Origin of the sequence: Bordetella ansorpii (assembly GCF_900078315.1) — a bacterium.
Classification (GTDB): domain Bacteria; phylum Pseudomonadota; class Gammaproteobacteria; order Burkholderiales; family Burkholderiaceae_B; genus Bordetella; species Bordetella ansorpii.
Genome location: NZ_FKBS01000012.1, coordinates 227,434 through 244,932, shown reverse-complemented (window position 1 = coordinate 244,932; position 17,499 = coordinate 227,434). Strand labels below are relative to the sequence as shown.

Here is a 17,499-nt window from a genome sequence, read left to right as displayed (position 1 = left end):
TCACATCGCATCCGGCGCTCTCTCAGGCGTTGGCGCCGCCGTCGACCGTCAGCCCCGCGCCGTTTATGGACCCTGCCTGCGGCCCGGCCACGAACGCCACCAGCGCCGCCACGTCGTCCGCCTTGCCATAGCGTTTGATGGCCATGCGCTGGGCCTGCTGCGCGGCCTGCGGACCATCGGCCGGATTCATATCGGTATCGGTGGAGCCCGGATGCACGAGATTCACCGTGATGCCGCGCGGCCCCAGGTCGCGCGCCAGGCCCTGGGTCCAGCCGATCAGCGCGGATTTGCTCAAGGCGTAGAGGCTCATGCCGGCGTCGGGCACGCGCGTGGCCAGGTTGCTGCCGATCGATACGATGCGTCCGCCCTCCGGCAGATGGGCCAAGGCCGCATGGGACGCCAGCACGACGGCGCGCACGTTCACGGCCAGCACTTCATCGACCTCCTGCAGCGTCAGCCCTTCGACCGGCCCGCCGCGGAAGATACCCGCATTGTTGATCAGGATGTCCAGGCCCCCCAGCTCGAATGCCGCGCGGTCCACCGCCTGCTTGACCGAGGCAGGCTCCGAGGCGCTCATCCGCACCGCGACCGCGCGGCGCCCGCCCCGGCGAATTTCCGCGGCCAAGGTGTCGGCAGCCTCGGCCGACCGCTCGTAGCCGATGGCGACGTCCGCGCCCTCGGCCGCCAGACGGCGCGCGATGGCCGCGCCGATGCCCCGGCTGGCGCCGGTGACGAATGCTTTTTTCCCTGCGAGTGACGGCATGGCAAACTCCTTTCTTTTCAGTGATCGACAGGTTCGGAACGCAGGCTGGCCAGCCGTGGGTTGAATTATATAACGATCATTAAATAAATGGAGCGAATCATGGCAGAACGTGGCCGACCGCGCGCTTTCGATCGCCGGCAGGCGCTTGCCCGCGCCATGGAAGTCTTCTGGGAACGCGGCTACGAAGGCGCGTCGATGGCGGAATTGACGGCGGCCATGGGCATCGCGGCGCCCAGTCTCTATGCGGCGTTCGGCTCGAAGGACGGACTGTTCCGCGAGGCGCTGGCCCTGTACGTTTCGGTGGAGGGCGCGGAAATCCAGCAGGGTGTGCAGCGCGCCCGCACGGCGCGCGAGGCGGTCCAAGCCATGCTGATGGCGTCGGCGCGTGTCTACACGCGGCCGGGCAGGCCCAACGGCTGCATGGTGGTGTTGTCGGCCCTGCAGGCCAATGGAAGCAACGACGCCGTGCGCGCCGATCTGTCGGCCATGCGTGTCCAGAACATCGCCCAATTGGCCGACCGCCTGTCGCCGGCGGTAGACACGGGCGAAATCGCGCGCGGGACCGATCTGCACGCCATCGCGCGGTTTTACGTCACCGTGCAGCAAGGCATGTCGATCCAGGCGCGCGATGGCGCCAGCCAGGTGGAACTGGAAGCCGTCGCGCAGGCGGCGTTGGCCGCATGGCCGGCGCTGGTGTCGGCGGGGTGACCCGCCGGCGCCGCCCGTGCGGCCCGCCGCGCAATCCGGCTCCCGAACGCAGGCGGGCGGAAGCAGGCATGGCGGGCCACGGGGCGGATCTCTGGTGATCCCCGCGCGGCCCCGCGGCCCTGTTCCGGCTTACGACTTGCCGATGTCGTGCAGCTCGCGCTGCATCGACATGGCGTCCAGGCTGGCCATGGGCAGCGACAGGAACAGCTCGATGCGGCGCTTGATGATCACGGCCGCGTCCTGGAAAGCGCGCATGCGCACTTCTTCCGAGCCTTCGACCGCCACCGGATCGGGCACGCCCCAGTGCGCCGACATCGGCTTGCCGGGCCACACCGGGCAGGTTTCGCCCGCGGCGCTGTCGCACACGGTGATGATGAAATCGACCGGCGGCGCGCCGGCCTGCGCGAACTCGACCCAGCTCTTGCTGCGGTAGCCGGCGGCGGGCATGCGCAGGCGTTCCAGCGTGGCCAGGGCCATGGGGTGCACTTCGCCCCGCGGATGGCTGCCGGCGGAATGGGCCACGAACCGGCCGCGGCCCATCCCATTGAGCAGGCCCTCGGCCAGGATGGAGCGGGCGGAATTGCCCGTGCAGACGAACAGCACGTTGTAGATCTTTTCCGACATGGGAAACCTCGGCTTCAGGATTTTTTCGATAGCAACCCGCCGCCAGGCGTACTTGGATGTCGCAACCGGGCGGCTTGCGACATTGAAGACCAGAATGTTTGCAAATGTGTGGATGTTTGCGGCCAGCGGAGCCCGCCGCCCGAAGGCGCCGCCGAGATCGCGCGCCTTGCATGGCGGGGGTTGGCGCCGCGCCGCCCTGCCCGTCCCCGCCAGAGCATCATCAGGCGTGACCGGATCGGTGCCTGCCGCTACCCCAGCGACAGCCGCCGCGCCAGATTCACGATGCCGTCCTGCAAAGCCTGGCGCCTTGCCGCATCCACCGTCGACTTCACCACGCTGACCGCCACGCCCGCCACGGGCTGGCCCTGCGCATCGCGCACCGCCGCGCCCAGGCACAGCAGGCCCTGTGCGGTTTCTTCGTCGTCGGTGGCGTAACCCTGCGCGCGCACCCTGTCGAGTTCGCGCGCCACGTCGGCCGGCCCCGACAGGCTGTGCGCCGTCAGGGCCTCGTAGCGCAGCGCCGCCACGCGCGCGGCGCAATCGGCTTCATCGAGCAGCGCCAGCATGGCCTTGCCCGAGGCCGTGCATTGCAACGCAATGCGCACGCCAGGCTTGAAGTTGACCGACAAGGGCTTGCTGCCGGGCCGCGTGGCCACGTACAGCACGTCCACGCCGTCGACCACCGACAGCATGGCGGTTTCGCCTTCGAGCGCGGCTTCGCTTTCGACCAGCTGCAGGAAGCGCCCCACGCGTTCGTTCTGCTGCGAAAAGCCCGTGGCCCAGGGCAGCACGCGCGAGTCCAGCCGGTAGCCGCCGTTGTCGGGCCGGATGGCGCCTTCGGCCACCAGCGTATGGATGAGGCCATGCGTGGTGCTCTTGGGCAGATCCAGCAGGCGGGACAGATCGGCGATGCCCAGCGCGCGGGGGCTGCCGGCCAACGCATCGAGGATGGCGAACGCGCGCACGACGGCCGGCGCTTTACTCGCGGTATCGGTCATGGTACCTTTTGTTCTGGATTATGAACGTCGTTCATTGTATTGAACGATCACCAATCGGTCAACAGACGGATCACGCGTTTTTCAGGCCGATCCGTCTTTCTCAAACGAGCATCGAAGGAGCAGACCATGCCGCAGGCATACGCGCACCAGGGCACGCTGGGCCACCACATCAACGGCCACGAAATTGCCGGCCAGAGCGGCCGCGCCGCCGACGTCTTCAACCCCGCGCTGGGCAAGGTCGCCCGCCAGGTGTCGCTGGCCACCTCCGCCGAAGTCGAAAGCGCGGTGGCCGCCGCCAGCGCCGCCCTGCCCGGCTGGTCCAGCACGCCGCCCATCCGCCGCGCGCGCGTGCTCAACCGCTTCCTGGCCCTGATGAACGAGCGCCGCGACGAACTGGCCGCCATCATCACGGCCGAGCACGGCAAGGTCTTCAGCGACGCGCAGGGCGAAGTCATGCGCGGCATCGACGTCATCGAGTTCGCCTGCGGCATTCCGCAGTTGCTCAAGGGCGACTACACCGACCAGGTCTCCACCGGCATCGACAACTGGACGATGCGCCAGCCTCTGGGCGTGGTCGCGGGCATCACACCCTTCAACTTTCCGTGCATGGTGCCGTGCTGGATGTTCCCGGTGGCGCTGGCCTGCGGCAACACCTTCATCCTGAAGCCTAGCGAGCGCGATCCCTCGGCCGGCCTGTTCATGGCCCGCCTGCTGACCGAAGCCGGCCTGCCCGACGGCGTGTTCAACGTGGTCAACGGCGACAAGGAGGCCGTGGACGCGCTGCTGCACCATCCCGAGGTCGAGGCGCTGAGCTTCGTGGGCTCCACGCCCATCGCGCAGTACATCTACCAGACGGGCGCCGGCAACGGCAAGCGCGTACAGGCGCTGGGCGGCGCCAAGAACCACATGGTGGTCATGCCCGACGCCGACCTGGAGCAGGCCGTCGACGGCCTGATCGGCGCGGCCTACGGCAGCGCGGGCGAACGCTGCATGGCCATCTCGGTGGCGGTACTGGTGGGCGAAGCGGCCGACCGGGTGCTGCCCAAGCTGGCTGATCGCGCCCGCTCGCTGGTCATCAAGAACGGCATGGAGGCCGACGCCGAAATGGGCCCCATCGTCACGCGCCAGGCACTGGAGCGCATCGAGGGCTACATCGCGAAGGGCATCGCCGAAGGCGCCGAATTGGTGGTCGACGGCCGCGGCCTGAAGGTGCCGGGCCATGAAGAAGGCTTCTTCACCGGCGGCACGCTGTTCGACCGCGTCACGCCCGACATGGTGATCTACCAGGAAGAGATCTTCGGTCCGGTGCTGTGCTGCGTGCGCGTGCCCGACTTTGCCGAGGCCGTGCGCCTGATCAACGCCCACGCCTACGGCAACGGCGTGGCCTGCTACACCCGCGACGGCAACGTGGCGCGCGAATTCGCCCGCCAGATCAAGGTCGGCATGGTGGGCATCAACGTGCCGATTCCGGTGCCCATGGCCTGGCACAGCTTCGGCGGCTGGAAGAAGAGCCTGTTCGGCGACATGCACGCCTATGGCGAGGAAGGCGTGCGCTTCTACACGCGCCAGAAGTCGGTGATGCAGCGCTGGCCGGAAAGCATCGCCAAGGGCGCGGAATTCGCGATGCCGACGGCGAAGTAAGCCGCGCGCCACGAATGATGAGGGTCCACCAACGGGGCACGGTGGCCCTTCATCGCCAGACCTCGCTCTACCTACGGCCTGAGTGTACGAATGGGACGTCTTGCAAGCTTGGTCTTGAAATCCTGCCGTGAGTCGCAGATCAGATGAATGAGGACGGTGTCGCCCGCCACTTCGTAAATGACCCGGTTCTTGACCGCAATGATTTCGAGAAAATGGGTGGCGGGCAACTCAGGCGGAGCGTGTCCCACCTGGGGAAACTGCTCCAGGTTCAAGATGGCTTTCTTGATCCTGGCATAGGAATCCAGCCAAACCTCCTGGGAAAAGTGCTTTCGGACATAACGCCGGATGTCATGCAGATCATCGACGGCGGATTGAAGCAAGACGACCTTGTAGCTCATTCGGCGTCTTCCGCGTCCATCTCCTCGATCTTCGCGAAGGCATCCGCGGCCTGGACCACCCGGCCTTCTTCGATCTCTCTGCGGCCGAGCGCCAGAAGCTGCAGAAGAGCAATGGTCTGCTCTTGCTCCTCGTAGCTTTGAACATCCATCACGACAAGTTTGGCTTCGCCGTTCTGGGTGATGAGCATCGGCTCACGACGCTCGGCAAGATCCTTGACGATCTCCGCGGCGTGGCTTTTGAGATAGCTGATGGGTTTGACTTGGGTTGAGTATTTCACGGAGGCTCTCCCTCGGAAGCAAGCGAACCAAGTTTAGTCCAAATTCAGTCCGACCTTGAAATACAGGAGGATCGTGTTGTCCTGCCCGCGGCCGGCATACTTCGCTTCATTTCCGCGCTTTCGGTGTAGACACCTTCCGCAACGCCTCCAGCAGCGTCTGCGAAAAATGCGCCCTTGGATTGTCGCGCGGCATCAGCAGCCCCAGCTTGCGCATGATGGGTGGATCGCCGAACGGCACCGTGCGAATCGTGGCGGGGAACTCGTTGGCCACGCCGCGATTGGGCACGACCGACACGCCCAGCCCGTTGGCCACCATGGCGATCACGCCTTCGACCGAATCGATTTCCATGGAGGACGTCACGGGCAGGCCGCGCCGCTCCATCTCGGCGTTCACCATGCGGCCCACGCGCGCCATGCGGTTGAAGCGCACGTAGGGATTGTTGCGCAGCAGTTCCTGGTCGGTCTGGCCGGTGGCGTCCTTGTGCGCGATCACCACCATGGGCTCTTCGAAGAAGGCATGGAACTCCAGGTCGCCCCGGCTGACTTCGGGCTCGGTCACCACGGCTGCATCCAACTGGCCATGGAACACGGCCATTTCCAGCTCGTGGGTCAGTCCCGTGGTCAGACGGATCTCGATGCCCTGCCCATGCTTCTGCAGATGACGCAGGGCGAGCGGCAGCACGCCCGACACCGAGGTATGCACCGCGCCCAATTTCAGCACGCCGCTGGCGGCGTCGCGCTTGAGGCTGTCGCTCAGGCTTTCCCAGTGCGCGATCAGGTCGCGCGCGCGGTCGATCAGGTTCACGCCGCTGGCCGTCAGCACCGGCGGGCGCCGGGTGCGGTCGAACAGCACGATGCCCAGCTCGTCTTCCAGGGCGCGCATCTGCATGCTGACCGCCGACAGCGACAGTCCGATCGCCTTGCCCGCTTCGGCGAAACTGCCACGGTCGGCGATGGCCACGAGGGTGTACAGGGTCTTGACGTCCATGGGGCTCCAGGTTCGGCAGCCCGCGAACGGCTGCCTGTGCAGGGGTGCGGGCGATTGTAGACGAGCGTGTCCTGGCAAGAGCGGGCGCCGCGCCGGCCCTCACAGCCCCAACAGTCGACGCGCGTTCTCGGCCATGACCTTCTGGCGGTTCTCTGGCCGCAGCGGCAATGTCTCGAACCATTCGCGATAGCCCTGCACCGGGCAGAACGGAAACGAACTGGCATACAGCATGCGGTCGGCCAGAAACCCATCGGCAGCCTTCACATATTCCTCCCAGCCCGGCATGCGCGAGAAATACATGTCGGGCGACAGGTACAGATTCGGTCGGCGAAAGGCGATGTGCAGGATCTCGTTCACCCAGGGCCAGCCGCCATGCGCCACCACCACCTTCAGCGACGGAAAATCCGCCAGCACGCGGTCGGTGCGGATCGGATCGGAATAGCTCAGGTCCGGCCCCGCCGTGCCGCCCACCATCATGATCACCGGCACTTGCCGGTCTTCACAGTGCGCGTAGATGGGATACAGCCTGCGGTCGTCCGCATACATGGGCACCGGATACGCGCCCGGCTCGATGTTGACCAGCTTGAAGCCCTGCTCCAGCGCCCGGTCTATGGTGTCGCAGGCGCCGCGCCGCGAGGTCGGGTCGATGGACGCCGCGCCGATGAAGCGGGAACCATGCTGGCGCATGATGCCCAGCACGTCGTCGTTGGACACGCTGCCCAGCATCCCCGCCAAGCGCCCCACCACCACGCCGTGCGCCACGCGGGCGCGGTCCATCTCGGCCAGCAGCAGATCCATGGACTGCTGCTGCGCGGCGGGCGACGGCTCGAAGCCCACCGTGCGGGTGAAGCCGTCGCGGCGCTCGCCAGCGTTGTACATCAGGGTGTCCAGAAAGCCGCCCACGGGCGGACGCAGCCTGAAATCGATGATATCCATGCGGTCTCCTATGTGTGCCTGTGCCTGTGCCGGCGCGCGGCGGCCAGTGCGCCGACGCGCTCCTACATCACTTCCTTCTTGCGGTCGTCGGTCTCGCCGTAGCGGTGCAGCGCGGGCGGCTTCAGCCCGGCGTACAGGGCGTCGATGCCGGCATTGACCTGCTCGCCGTGCTGCTGGAACAGCGAGTTGCCCGCCACGTCGCTCTCCACGATGAACGGCCCGAAGTCCTTCACGTCGAAGATCCACATGGCTTGCGCGATGCCCAGCTCGTCCAGCCAATGCACCTCGCGCACGCGCTGGATGCCCCGCCCCAGCAAGGCGCCGGTGCCGTAGCCCACGGTGGTCAGGTAGACCGCGCCGTGCGGCACCATGACTCTTGCATAATCCTCGTGCGGCATGCCGCCCTTGCCGATGACGATGCGCGTGCCGGTCAGGGCCAGCCAGCGATCCATCCATTTCGAGAAGCGGAAGCTGGCCGTGGCGGTGACGGCGCCCACGTTGTAGCCCCCATTGCCGTCCGGCGCGGCAGCCGGCGAGCAATGGAAGTTGACGTTGCTCAGGGTGCGCAGATCCGCGGGCAGCGGCACGCCGTCGCCCAGCACCTTCTGGTAGACGCCTTCGCGAGCCGTATAGATCGTGCCCGTCATGTACACCACCGAGCCGATCTCCAGCTTTGCGATGTCCTCGTCGCAGGCCGGCAGATCGAGCCGGAACACCTTCAGATCGTCACTGTCGTTTCGGTCGGCCATTCGACTGTCTCCCTGCGCATGTATGGGGTGAACCATTGCGGATCGGTGCGGTACTCGATGCGTCCGTCCGCGTGGATGCGCGCCGTCGCGCGGCGCGACGACAGGCAGAAGGTATGCATGCTGACGGGCATGCCGCCGGTGTGCGTGTAGCCCACCTCGATGTGGCAGTCCACCACCATCGACGAGCCCACGAAACCCATGGCGCCCATGCCGATGGAGTTGCCCAGCTGCTTCAGCTCCAGTTCCAGTTCGGCGATGCGCGGGTCGGGGTTGCGGTCGCCCACGATGCGCAGGCAGGCCGCCTGCTTGCCCAGTTGCATACAGGTGTCCTTCGAGCCCCCGATGCCGATGCCCACGATGGCCGGCTGGCACGCCAGGCCCCGCTTACCGAAGGCGATCAGGCCATCCAGCACGAAGCGCTTGATGCCGTCGATGCCGTCACCCGGAAACAGCATGCGGTAATCCGTGCCGAACAGCCCGCCCTTGTGCACGGTGGTGATGTCGATCCAGTCCGCATCGGGCTCGAAGGTCCACTCGATCTCGGGCGCGTTGATGCCGACGTTGTTGTTGTGCTCGGTGCGCCACAGCGGATGCACCCGGTTGGGCCGCAGGGGCACGTCCACCGTGGCGCGCGCCGTGGCCCAGCGCAAGGCGCGCTCCACGGCCACGAAGCCGTTTTCCACCCGGGCCTCGTTGCCCACCTTCACGTAGTAGCGCGGCAGGCCGGTGTCCGCGCACATCGGGCGGCGGTCCTTGCCCGCGGCCTCCCAGTTCTCTTCCATGGCATGCAGGACGAAGCGGGCCAGCTTGCCGGTTTCCGCCTGGCGCATCTGCTTGATGCCGCGCTCGTAGTCTTCGGGAATGTCGATGGCCGCGCGCGACATGATCTCGTACGCCGCGGCTTCGACCCTGTCGATGCTGATGCTCATCATGGTCTCCTTTGTCATGAGTCCGGGGCATCGAGGCCCCGGGGTGGAATCAGGCCAACTGGGCCTCTGCCGCCGCCGGGCTGGGCACGAGCTGCGTGTCCGCCTCGTCCTCAAGCAGCGATTGCCCGGGTGAAACGATGTCGAACGACACGGGCACCAGCTTCAAGGCCAACGATCCGTCCGCGTGCTGCGAGACCTGGGTATAGCGGCTGCCCGCCAGGTCGCCGGTGTCGGGGAAGTCTTCGCGGAAATGCGCGCCGCGGCTGTCCTCGCGGGCCTGCGCCGCCGTGGCGATGACGCGCGAGATCGTGGTCAGGCTGTCCAGGTTCAGCCAGTCGTGCCAGCTCAGGTTGAAGCGGCGGTCGCCGTCCTGCACCCCGGCGTCGGCCAGGGCCTGGGCATGCCCGGCCAGTTCGCCCATGCCGCGCGCGATGCTGTCGCGGGTACGCAGCACGCCGACCTGGTTCCACATGGTGCGAGACAACGCCTCGCGCAACTGCAGTGTGTGCCCCGCCGGCCGCGAGAACGGGTACTCGGCGCGCGCGATGCCGGCATCGATGACCCGCTCATCCGGATCGCGCCAGGGCGCGCCGCCGCGTACGAAGGCCGCCATCGAGTCCCCGGCGATGCCGCCGAACACCGTGGAATTGGCCACGCCGTTGCCGCCCAGCCGATTGGCGCCATGCACGCCGCCGCAGTCCTCGCCCGCCGCGTACAAGCCCGGCGACTCGGTGGTGCAATCGACGTTGAACTCGACGCCGCCCATCAGGTAGTGCGCGGTAGGCACGACCTCGACGCGGCCGCCGGCCAGGTCGAAACCGCAATCGGCGCAGCGTTGCACCATGCCCGGAAAGGTCTTGGCGACTTTCTCGCGGCCCAGGTGGCTCATCTGGATGTAGACGCCGCCCATGGGACTGGTGCGCCCGGCGCGCATCTCGGCATAGATGCCGCGGCTGACCACGTCGCGCGTGGCGCGCTCGCCGCGCGGGTCGTAGCCCTGCATGAAACGTTCGCCTTGGCCGTTGAGCAGGTGCCCGCCCGCGCCGCGCAGGCCCTCTTCCAGCACCGTGCCGGTCATGCGCGTGTCCGGTCCGCCCAGCAGGCCGGTGGGATGGAACTGCACCATCTCCATGTCGCGCAGCTTCAGGCCGTAACGCAACGCCATGGCCAGGCCGTCGCAGGTCTTCTCGCCCGAGGGCGTGTGATACAGGTACATGGTGGGCCCGGCGCCCGTGGCCAGCAGCACCGCGCGGGCCTGCACGAAGCGGTAGCCGCCGTCGCGCATGTCGATGAACAGCACGCCTGCGATGCCCGAGCCGTCCTTCGCGGGCACCAGCTCGATGGCGCGGTGCTCTTCCATGCGGCGCACGCCCGCGCCACGCACCTGTTCCATCAGCCGGTTGATGATCTCGATGCCCGTCAGGTCGGATTTGTGCACCGTGCGGTCGAAGGTCTGGCCCGCAAAGGCCTTCTGGTGCAGGGTGCCGTCGGGATTGCGGTCGAAGAAGCAGCCGATCTCGTTCTCCAGCTCGCGCACCCGCTCGACCGCGCCCACCACCAGCCGCCAGGCCAGGTCCTGGCGCGGCAGCCACTTGCCGCCCGAGATCGTGTCCATGAAGTGGCGCTCGATGGAGTCGCCCTGCGCCAGCGCCACGTTGTAGCCGCCCTGCACCATGCGCGTGCAGCCGCTCTTGCCCATCAGGCCCTTGACGGCCACGGTCACTTCCAGCGTCGGATCGGCCTGGCGCGCATGCAGCGCGGCGAACAGCCCCGCGCCGCCCGAGCCCAGCACCAGGATGTCGGTTTTCGTGCGTTCGATACGCATGGTCAGAACACTCCCATCAGAAAGGCCACGCCGACCACCATCGCCAGCCCCGTTCCCCAGCCCACCCAGCCCAGCCGCGCATCGCGCGGATCGCGCCACGGCAGGAACTCCAGCACCAGCAGCCGCAGGCCGAAGGCCATGTGTATCGTCAACAGCAACACCAGGCTCCACTCCGCCACCTTCACCAGCGGCAGTTCGGCAAAGACCAGAAAGCGGTCGAAGCGGGCCGCGCCCTCCAGCGCCAGACCCAGCGCCAGGAAGTGCAGCGGCAGAAATACCGCCAGCAGCAGTCCCGACACGCGGTGGCCGATGAACGCCCAATATCCCCTGTGATTGCGCGGGGACCTCATGACAGCCACCCGCCCACGGCGACCACGGCGCGCAGGCCCAGCGCCAGCAGCACCACGCCGAATGCCGTACAGAACAGGCCGGCGGCGCGGCGGCCCAGCCCGGTCCACTCGACCAGGACGTTGCGCACGCCAATGGGCGCATGCACGGCGGCGGCCACCACGAACAGCGTGTAGAACACCAGCCAGTACGGATTGCCCTGCGTGCGTTGCAGGATCTCGTCGGCGGTCAGGCCGCCGCGCACGGCATACAGGATCAGGCCCAGGTGCACCAGCACGAACGGCCCCATCACCATGGCCGACAGCCGCTGGGCGACGAACAGCAGGTTCTCCATCGCTCAGTCCCCCTTGAAGAATTCCAGCAGCGCGCGCTTCTTCAGGCCCGCGATGCTGCCGGTCGGGCTCAGGCCCACGGGGCAATGCGTCATGCAGCTGCCTTGCGTATGGCACGAATTGCAGCCGCCCTGCCCGGTGGCCTGCTTGATCAGGCCCTTGATGTCGGCATGGCGTTCGTCGTTGACCAGGCTCCAGGCGCGGTTCAGCGCGGCCGGGCCCAGGTAATCCTTGTCCCACTGCACCACGTCGCAGGCCGCGTAGCACACGCCGCAATTGATGCATTCGATGGCGGCGTCGGCCTGCTTGCGCCTGCGGCTCTTGGGATCGATGGCCGCCGGTGGATCGGCGCGCGTGGCCGTGCCGATGAAACGGCCACCGGCCTTCAGCCACTTGTCGAAGAACTCGGTCATGTCCACGACCAGGTCCTTGATGCGCGGCATGTTGCGCAGCGGCTCGATCCGGATCACGCCGTCCTCGTGCACGCGGCTGACGTGGCTGCGGCAGGTCCAGCGCGGCTTGCCGTTGACCGTCATGGCACAGGAGCCGCACACGCCGACCCGGCAGGAAAAGCGGTACGACAGGCTGGGCTCGATGCGCCGTTGGATCTCCGTGACCACGTCCAGCACGGTCTGGTTCTCGCGCCAGGGCACGTCATAGCGCACGAACTCGCCCTGATCGGCGCCGCGCCAGATGCTCACCTTCAGCATTTTTTGCGCGAGTTCGCCCCGGCCGGTCGACGCCGGCACTGTGTTTGTCTCCATCTATACCCTCGATGTGCTTGTGAGGAAAAGCGCGGCACTGCCGCGCGCGGGGTGCCCTAGTGCGGGCCCTGGGCGGCCACGCCGGTACTGGCGAAGGACGGCGCGGCCTGGCCGTCCATGCGGATGTCCAGGCAGGCCGGCTTGCCGCTGTGCAAGGCCGCGTCGATGACGCCGGCCACGTCGGCCAGCCGGTCGGCATAGCCGCCATGCGCGCCCAGCGCCTGCGCGGCCTGGTCATAGCGCGCCGCGGCGCTGAGCTGGCAGCCGTACAGGCGGTCGGCGCCGTACTCGCGCATCTGGATGACGTGCTCGGCGTTCCAGCGGGCATCGTTGCCCACCACCGCCACGAATCGCGCGCCCTCGCGGGCGGCGGTCTCGAATTCCGACAGGTGGAAACCCACCGTGCCATCGCCCATCAGGGTGAAGATGGTGGCGTCGGGCCGGGCCAGGCTGGCCGCGATGGCATAGCACAGCGCGCCGCCGATGGCGCCCGACACGCCGTTGATGACGCGCGTGGGCGCCTGGCAGAAGGCCTGTGCCCACTGGCCGAACTCGCCGCCGTCGCAGATCAGGATCGGCTCGTCGGCCTGATCCAGCGCCTGCTGCACGGCGCCGCAGATGGCTTGCGGCAAGGGTTGGGCCGCATCGGGCAACCCGCCGGTGCCGGCCACCAGTTGGCGCGAGGCGATTGCAGCATCGACGCGCGCCAGCCAGTCGGCGCGTGGCGATGATGCCTGGGCGGCGGCCTCGCACAAGGCTTGCAAGGCGTCATCGGCATCGGCCTGCGCATGTTCCCGCAGACGCGCACCCAGGCCCTTGACGGCGCGCTCCAGCAGGAACGCCTCGGGGTCCACCACGATGACGCCTGCCTGGGCATGGAACGCCGGCGTCTTGCCATGCGCCACCGTGAAGTCCAGCGGCTTGCCCAGCAACAGCACGAGGTCGGCGTCGGCCAGGCAGGAAGCGAAGGTGCCCAGAGAGGGATCGCGCAGGCCGCGCGGGCTTTCCATCGGGATGACGGGTGCCTGCAAAGCCTGACGGGCGCGCGCCAACAGGCCCGGCGCGCGGCTGGCATTGAGCATCGGCCCCACCAGCACCAACGGCCGCTTGGCTTGCCCCACGCGCTGCGCGATGGCCTGCGCCGCTTGCGGCGCCAGCGCGGTGCTTTGGCGCCGGGGCGCGGCGGGGCCGGGCGCGTCGCTGTCTTGCACGTCCTGCGACAGTAGATCGAACGGCAAGGCCACGTGCACCGGGCCGGGCCGGCCCGACAGCGCGCATTCGATCGCCTCGGTCACGTCGCGGTCCAGCTCGGCCGCCCGCGTGGGCCGCAGCGCGCGCTTGACCAGCGGTTTGGTGATTTCGGTCTGGGCCAGTTCCTGGAACGGCCCCGTGCCATCCGCCGACATCGGCGAATCGCCCGACAGGACCAGCACGGGGCTTTCCGCCATGCGGGCGGAATACAGCGGCGACAGGCCATTGGTGATGCCGGGCGCGGCCGTCAGCAACGCCACGCCGATCTCACCGGTCAGTTGGGCCCAGGCATCGGCCATGTGCACGGCCGCGGCTTCGTGGCGCACGTGCACGATGCGGATGCCCGCGTCGATACAGGCATCGTAGATCGGCATGATCTGGTTGCCGGACAGGCTGAAGACGGTCTTGACCCCGGCGCGCGACAGCGCGCGGGTGACTAGGTGGGCTCCTGACATGCGTACGGGACTCCGGCGATGGCGCGCCATGGGTAGAGACGCGCGCAGAGATTGACTGCGATGAGGGGCAGTTTATTTGTGCTTTTATTTTGAATCAAGTTTTATTTGATTCAATTTTTATACTGATATAGCCCGTAGCCATGAAGCCCGCGCCGCCGCCGTGGCCGGGGCGTCAACGCCGCCGGCCGGTGCTACAGGAGCGATCCGAGAAGTACGCTTTGACGGCATCGGTGAAGCGGTAACGCGCATGTTGGCGGCGTTCCAGCAGGCCCACATGGCGGTGCACGTCCACGCCCGGCAGCGGAATCACCCGCAACGCCCGGTCGCGATGCCAGGCCACATTGGCCAGTTGCGGCACGATGGAGATGCCCATGCCCTGGCGCACCAGCTCGACGATGGCCTCCACCGAATTCAACTCCATGCCCACCTGCACGGCGGCGCCGCACTGGCGCACCGCCTCGTCCACCAGATAGCCCGTCCAGGTGCCGTGGTCGAAGCGCAGGAACGGTGCGTTGTGCAAGGCGTCCACCGGGTCGGCCGACAAGGCGAAGTGCGGCTGGCGCGGCACCACCAGCACCAGCGGTTCGCTGTACAGCGGGGTCCACATCATCATGCTGGGCAAAGCGCGGGGCGGCTGCGTCACCACCGCGGCGTCCAGTTCGCCGGTCTCGACGCGCTGCGCGAAATCGCTGGACATGCCGGCGTACAGGCGCACGTCCAGCCGAGGATGATCGCGTTTCAGGCTCCAGAGCGCATCCGAGAACGCGCCCATCAGCGCCGACACCAACGCACCCATCACCACCGAGCCCGACAAGCCGTCGGAGGCGCCGGCATCGGCCAGGTCTTCGTAGTCGCGCACCAGTTCCTGGATCTGCGGCAACAGCCGGCGTGCCGAGGGATTGAGCACGGCGGCGCGCGCGCCGCGGTCGAACAACTGGCAGCGCAGCTCGGTCTCCAGCGCGCGGATCTGCAGGCCCACGGCCGCGGGCGTCAGGCCGATGTGCTTGCCGGCTGCGGCGAACGAGCCGTGGCGCGCGACGGCCAGAAAGGTCTTGAGGGTACGGATGGACGACATGGCGCGGCTCCTCTTCGGGATGGCCTTGGACCCGTGTCATGGATTCCCCCGCCGCCGGATGGCGATGGCGGAATTTGTCTCCTGTGCGGGCGCTGTTCGTAAAGTTTTGCTTTCGCTCACGCCGAAAAATACTCGCTTTGCAAAGCCGGTTCAATCACCAATACTTTTTCACGCACGCCGCGCCACGAGATGCGGCGGCACCGCCCACACGGCCCGGCGGGCCTCGCACAGCACACCCGTGCGACATGGCACACGCCCGCCACGCATTCACGCCATCCGCTTTCCCGCATTCGCGCAGCACTCCCAGCCGCACACAGACGCGGCGCGTACGCATAGAACATCAACGGAGACAAGCATGCAACGCACACCAGGCTGTACCTGCCCCTATTCCGATTCGCCCACCGCCCATCCTGCGCGCGCCCTGCCCCGGCGCGCGTGGCTGATCAAAGGCGTTGCACTGGCCGTGGCCATGACGGGCGCCTGTCTGGCCAGCCGTCCCGTGCTGGCCGCCGACTGGCCCGACAAACCGGTGCGCGTCATCGTGCCCTTTACCGCGGGCGGCGCTACCGACAGCATCGCGCGCGCCGTCAGCCAGCGCCTGGGTGCCATCTGGAAACAGAGCGTGGTGGTCGAGAACAAGCCCGGCGCGGGTGGCCTGGTCGGCGCCGAGAACGTGGCGCGCGCCGATCCGGACGGCTACACGCTGTTGCTGGCCTCGGGGTCGATGTTCACTGTTAATCCGTTCATCTATTCCAGCCTGCCGTACAGCCTGAAGGACTTCGCGCTGATCAGCAACGTGGCCACCGGCCCGATGGTGGTGGCGGTCAATCCCAAGCTGCCCATCAAGGACCTGCAAGGCCTGGTCGACTATGTGAAGCAGCGGCCCGGCAAGGTCAATTTCGGCTCGGCCGGCGTGGGCACGCAGACCCACATGGCCGCAGAGCAACTGGCGGACGTGGCCGGCCTGAACGCCATCCACGTACCCTACAAGGGCGAAAGCGCCGCCTATGCCGACCTGATGGCCAGCCATATCGATTTCGTGGTGGGCAACATCGCCGCGCTGGCGCCGCTGGTCTCCAGCGGCCGGGTGCGCGGCCTGGCGGTCACCGGTCCCACCCGTTCGCCCATGCTGCCCGACGTGCCGACCGCCGCCGAGGCCGGTTTGCCCAAGTTACAGTCGCAGGGATGGTTCGCGCTGATGGCGCCCGCCGCCACGCCCAAGGATGTGGTGGCCAAGATCCAGCAAGGCGTGAACCAGGCGCTGGCCAATACCGATACGCGCCGCGCACTGGAGGCCCAGGGCAGCAATGCCACGCCCAGTTCGCCGCAGCAGCTGGCGCAGACCATCAGCACCGAATCGGTCATGTGGAAGGCCGTGGTCAGCCGCCGCAACCTGAAGGCCAACTGAGCCGCGCTCCGGAGAGTCCCCATGCACAGCCCCGCCCTCCCGGCATGGCGGCGACCGGCGCTGCGCGCGCTGGCGCTGGCCCTGCCGCTGTCCAGTCCGGCCATCGCCCTGGCCGACGCCTATCCCTCCCGGCCGATCACCGTGGTCGTACCCTTCTCCGCCGGCGGCGATGCCGACATGGCCGCCCGCAACCTGTCCGCGCATCTGCGCGGCGTCTACAAGGAACCGCTGGTGGTGGTGAACAAGGGCGGCGCCAATGGCGCGGTCGGTTCGCAGTTCGTGCGCGAGGCCACGGCCGATGGCTACACACTGCTGCTGGCCCGCGTGGGCTCGCAGGCCGTGCTGCCCGCGCTGCAACCCGGCCTGGGCTATCGCTGGGACGACTTCACCATCCTGGGCCTGCTGGAACTGAACCCCATGGCCTGCGTGGTGAACGCGAGCGCGCCCTACCGCACCCTGGCCGACCTGGTCGCGGCGATCAAGGCCAGGCCCGGCAAATTGAACTACAGCACTTCTGGCCCGGCCACCGTGCTGAACCTGGCCGCACAGGCGCTGCTGTCCTCATCAGGGCTGCCGCGCACGGCCGCGGTGGAGATTCCCTACAAGGGCGGCGCCGATGCGACCACGGCGGTGCTGGCTGGCGAAGTGGATTTCACCTGCAACAACGTCACCTCGCTGGTGGGTCCGGTCAAGGGCGGCAAGCTGCGCGCGCTGGTGGCAACCTCGCCCGAACGCCTCAAGGACCTGCCCGACACGCCGACCGCGCGGGAAACGGGCGTGCCACGGTTGGAGGCGCTCAGTGGCTGGAGCGCGCTGTATGGCCCCAAGGGCTTGCCGGCACCGGTGCGCGCCTCATGGGCAAAGGCTTTGGACACCTTGCGGCAGACCACGCCGTGGCGCAGCTCGGTAGAGGGACTGGGATCGATTCCGCGCGTGATGCCGGCCGATGAAACGGCAACGTTCATCGGCGAGCAGGTGAAGTTCTACCAGGAGCTGGGCAAGACCATCGGGTTGCAGATCCAGTGATCC

19 protein-coding genes are annotated in these 17,499 nt (G+C 67.7%); 4 read left to right on the top strand and 15 right to left on the bottom strand.

Annotation, left to right across the window (positions count from 1 at the left end; translation table 11 throughout):
- Positions 1–22 precede the first annotated feature (22 nt).
- Entirely contained in the window at positions 23–763 is a 741-nt protein-coding gene (locus tag A7W11_RS06120; protein ID WP_066410076.1) for an SDR family NAD(P)-dependent oxidoreductase, read from the bottom strand.
- Positions 764–862: 99 nt separating this feature from the next.
- Between A7W11_RS06120 and A7W11_RS06115 the strand changes: the two genes are divergently transcribed.
- Positions 863–1,471: a TetR/AcrR family transcriptional regulator gene (locus A7W11_RS06115; RefSeq protein WP_066410073.1), complete on the top strand. Its 609-nt coding sequence runs from the start codon at positions 863–865 to the stop codon at positions 1,469–1,471.
- A gap of 129 nt (positions 1,472–1,600) precedes the next feature.
- Here the strand turns inward: A7W11_RS06115 and A7W11_RS06110 are convergent, their stop codons facing one another.
- Together A7W11_RS06110 and A7W11_RS06105 are read right to left on the bottom strand one after the other, a co-directional pair.
- Positions 1,601–2,095: an arsenate reductase ArsC gene (locus A7W11_RS06110; RefSeq protein ID WP_066410068.1), complete on the bottom strand. Its 495-nt coding sequence runs from the start codon at positions 2,093–2,095 to the stop codon at positions 1,601–1,603.
- Positions 2,096–2,343: 248 nt separating this feature from the next.
- Positions 2,344–3,093 (bottom strand): IclR family transcriptional regulator, encoded by a 750-nt coding sequence (locus A7W11_RS06105; RefSeq protein WP_066410063.1) that lies wholly within the window; start codon positions 3,091–3,093, stop codon positions 2,344–2,346.
- Positions 3,094–3,219: 126 nt separating this feature from the next.
- On the opposite strand from A7W11_RS06105, the gene A7W11_RS06100 reads away from it, so the two are divergent.
- Positions 3,220–4,734, top strand: a complete 1,515-nt coding sequence (locus A7W11_RS06100; RefSeq protein WP_066410061.1) for a CoA-acylating methylmalonate-semialdehyde dehydrogenase — start codon at positions 3,220–3,222, stop codon at positions 4,732–4,734.
- A 71-nt stretch (positions 4,735–4,805) separates the two neighbouring features.
- Here A7W11_RS06100 and A7W11_RS06095 read toward each other — a convergent pair whose 3' ends face one another.
- From A7W11_RS06095 to A7W11_RS06040, 12 genes are all read right to left on the bottom strand, one after another.
- Positions 4,806–5,132, bottom strand: coding sequence for a type II toxin-antitoxin system RelE/ParE family toxin (locus tag A7W11_RS06095; protein ID WP_066410059.1), 327 nt, complete (start codon positions 5,130–5,132; stop codon positions 4,806–4,808).
- Positions 5,129–5,410, bottom strand: a complete 282-nt coding sequence (locus A7W11_RS06090; protein ID WP_066410058.1) for a type II toxin-antitoxin system Phd/YefM family antitoxin — start codon at positions 5,408–5,410, stop codon at positions 5,129–5,131. The genes A7W11_RS06095 and A7W11_RS06090 overlap by 4 nt, the downstream gene beginning before the upstream one ends.
- Before the next feature lie 106 nt (positions 5,411–5,516).
- Positions 5,517–6,398: a LysR family transcriptional regulator gene (locus A7W11_RS06085; protein WP_066410057.1), complete on the bottom strand. Its 882-nt coding sequence runs from the start codon at positions 6,396–6,398 to the stop codon at positions 5,517–5,519.
- 99 nt (positions 6,399–6,497) lie between these two features.
- Positions 6,498–7,334 carry an amidohydrolase family protein gene (locus A7W11_RS06080; protein ID WP_066410055.1) on the bottom strand — a complete coding sequence of 279 codons (837 nt, stop codon included), beginning with the start codon at positions 7,332–7,334 and terminating at the stop codon, positions 6,498–6,500.
- A 62-nt stretch (positions 7,335–7,396) separates the two neighbouring features.
- A complete protein-coding gene (locus A7W11_RS06075) occupies positions 7,397–8,083 on the bottom strand; it encodes a fumarate hydratase C-terminal domain-containing protein (RefSeq protein WP_066410052.1) in 687 nt (228 codons plus the stop codon).
- Positions 8,053–9,012, bottom strand: coding sequence for a fumarate hydratase (locus A7W11_RS06070; protein ID WP_066410051.1), 960 nt, complete (start codon positions 9,010–9,012; stop codon positions 8,053–8,055). The genes A7W11_RS06075 and A7W11_RS06070 overlap by 31 nt, the downstream gene beginning before the upstream one ends.
- 49 nt (positions 9,013–9,061) lie before the next feature.
- Positions 9,062–10,837 carry an L-aspartate oxidase gene (locus A7W11_RS06065; RefSeq protein WP_066410050.1) on the bottom strand — a complete coding sequence of 592 codons (1,776 nt, stop codon included), beginning with the start codon at positions 10,835–10,837 and terminating at the stop codon, positions 9,062–9,064.
- 2 nt (positions 10,838–10,839) lie between these two features.
- On the bottom strand, positions 10,840–11,187 hold the full coding sequence (locus tag A7W11_RS06060; protein WP_066410044.1) for a succinate dehydrogenase/fumarate reductase transmembrane subunit: 348 nt from the start codon (positions 11,185–11,187) through the stop codon (positions 10,840–10,842).
- A complete protein-coding gene (locus A7W11_RS06055) occupies positions 11,184–11,519 on the bottom strand; it encodes a succinate dehydrogenase/fumarate reductase transmembrane subunit (RefSeq protein ID WP_066410042.1) in 336 nt (111 codons plus the stop codon). The genes A7W11_RS06060 and A7W11_RS06055 overlap by 4 nt, the downstream gene beginning before the upstream one ends.
- Positions 11,520–11,522: 3 nt before the next feature.
- Complete coding sequence (locus A7W11_RS06050) at positions 11,523–12,281, bottom strand: succinate dehydrogenase/fumarate reductase iron-sulfur subunit (RefSeq protein ID WP_066410040.1); 759 nt, start codon at positions 12,279–12,281, stop codon at positions 11,523–11,525.
- Positions 12,282–12,337: 56 nt separating this feature from the next.
- Complete coding sequence (locus A7W11_RS06045) at positions 12,338–13,987, bottom strand: thiamine pyrophosphate-binding protein (RefSeq protein WP_066410039.1); 1,650 nt, start codon at positions 13,985–13,987, stop codon at positions 12,338–12,340.
- Between the two features lie 172 nt (positions 13,988–14,159).
- Positions 14,160–15,062: a LysR family transcriptional regulator gene (locus A7W11_RS06040; protein WP_066410037.1), complete on the bottom strand. Its 903-nt coding sequence runs from the start codon at positions 15,060–15,062 to the stop codon at positions 14,160–14,162.
- 355 nt (positions 15,063–15,417) lie between these two features.
- On the opposite strand from A7W11_RS06040, the gene A7W11_RS06035 reads away from it, so the two are divergent.
- Both A7W11_RS06035 and A7W11_RS06030 read left to right on the top strand, forming a co-directional pair.
- Positions 15,418–16,470, top strand: coding sequence for a Bug family tripartite tricarboxylate transporter substrate binding protein (locus A7W11_RS06035; RefSeq protein WP_235816811.1), 1,053 nt, complete (start codon positions 15,418–15,420; stop codon positions 16,468–16,470).
- A 21-nt stretch (positions 16,471–16,491) separates the two neighbouring features.
- Entirely contained in the window at positions 16,492–17,496 is a 1,005-nt protein-coding gene (locus A7W11_RS06030) for a Bug family tripartite tricarboxylate transporter substrate binding protein (protein WP_066410032.1), read from the top strand.
- Positions 17,497–17,499: the final 3 nt, after the last annotated feature.

Coding starts and splice junctions, on each gene's coding strand:
- A7W11_RS06120 (WP_066410076.1), bottom strand. CDS start 763: ATGCCGTCACTCGCAGGGAAAAAAGCATTCGTCACCGGCGCCAGCCGG.
- A7W11_RS06115 (WP_066410073.1), top strand. CDS start 863: ATGGCAGAACGTGGCCGACCGCGCGCTTTCGATCGCCGGCAGGCGCTT.
- A7W11_RS06110 (WP_066410068.1), bottom strand. CDS start 2,095: ATGTCGGAAAAGATCTACAACGTGCTGTTCGTCTGCACGGGCAATTCC.
- A7W11_RS06105 (WP_066410063.1), bottom strand. CDS start 3,093: ATGACCGATACCGCGAGTAAAGCGCCGGCCGTCGTGCGCGCGTTCGCC.
- A7W11_RS06100 (WP_066410061.1), top strand. CDS start 3,220: ATGCCGCAGGCATACGCGCACCAGGGCACGCTGGGCCACCACATCAAC.
- A7W11_RS06095 (WP_066410059.1), bottom strand. CDS start 5,132: ATGAGCTACAAGGTCGTCTTGCTTCAATCCGCCGTCGATGATCTGCAT.
- A7W11_RS06085 (WP_066410057.1), bottom strand. CDS start 6,398: ATGGACGTCAAGACCCTGTACACCCTCGTGGCCATCGCCGACCGTGGC.
- A7W11_RS06080 (WP_066410055.1), bottom strand. CDS start 7,334: ATGGATATCATCGATTTCAGGCTGCGTCCGCCCGTGGGCGGCTTTCTG.
- A7W11_RS06075 (WP_066410052.1), bottom strand. CDS start 8,083: ATGGCCGACCGAAACGACAGTGACGATCTGAAGGTGTTCCGGCTCGAT.
- A7W11_RS06070 (WP_066410051.1), bottom strand. CDS start 9,012: ATGAGCATCAGCATCGACAGGGTCGAAGCCGCGGCGTACGAGATCATG.
- A7W11_RS06065 (WP_066410050.1), bottom strand. CDS start 10,837: ATGCGTATCGAACGCACGAAAACCGACATCCTGGTGCTGGGCTCGGGC.
- A7W11_RS06060 (WP_066410044.1), bottom strand. CDS start 11,187: ATGAGGTCCCCGCGCAATCACAGGGGATATTGGGCGTTCATCGGCCAC.
- A7W11_RS06055 (WP_066410042.1), bottom strand. CDS start 11,519: ATGGAGAACCTGCTGTTCGTCGCCCAGCGGCTGTCGGCCATGGTGATG.
- A7W11_RS06050 (WP_066410040.1), bottom strand. CDS start 12,281: ATGGAGACAAACACAGTGCCGGCGTCGACCGGCCGGGGCGAACTCGCG.
- A7W11_RS06045 (WP_066410039.1), bottom strand. CDS start 13,987: ATGTCAGGAGCCCACCTAGTCACCCGCGCGCTGTCGCGCGCCGGGGTC.
- A7W11_RS06040 (WP_066410037.1), bottom strand. CDS start 15,062: ATGTCGTCCATCCGTACCCTCAAGACCTTTCTGGCCGTCGCGCGCCAC.
- A7W11_RS06035 (WP_235816811.1), top strand. CDS start 15,418: ATGCAACGCACACCAGGCTGTACCTGCCCCTATTCCGATTCGCCCACC.
- A7W11_RS06030 (WP_066410032.1), top strand. CDS start 16,492: ATGCACAGCCCCGCCCTCCCGGCATGGCGGCGACCGGCGCTGCGCGCG.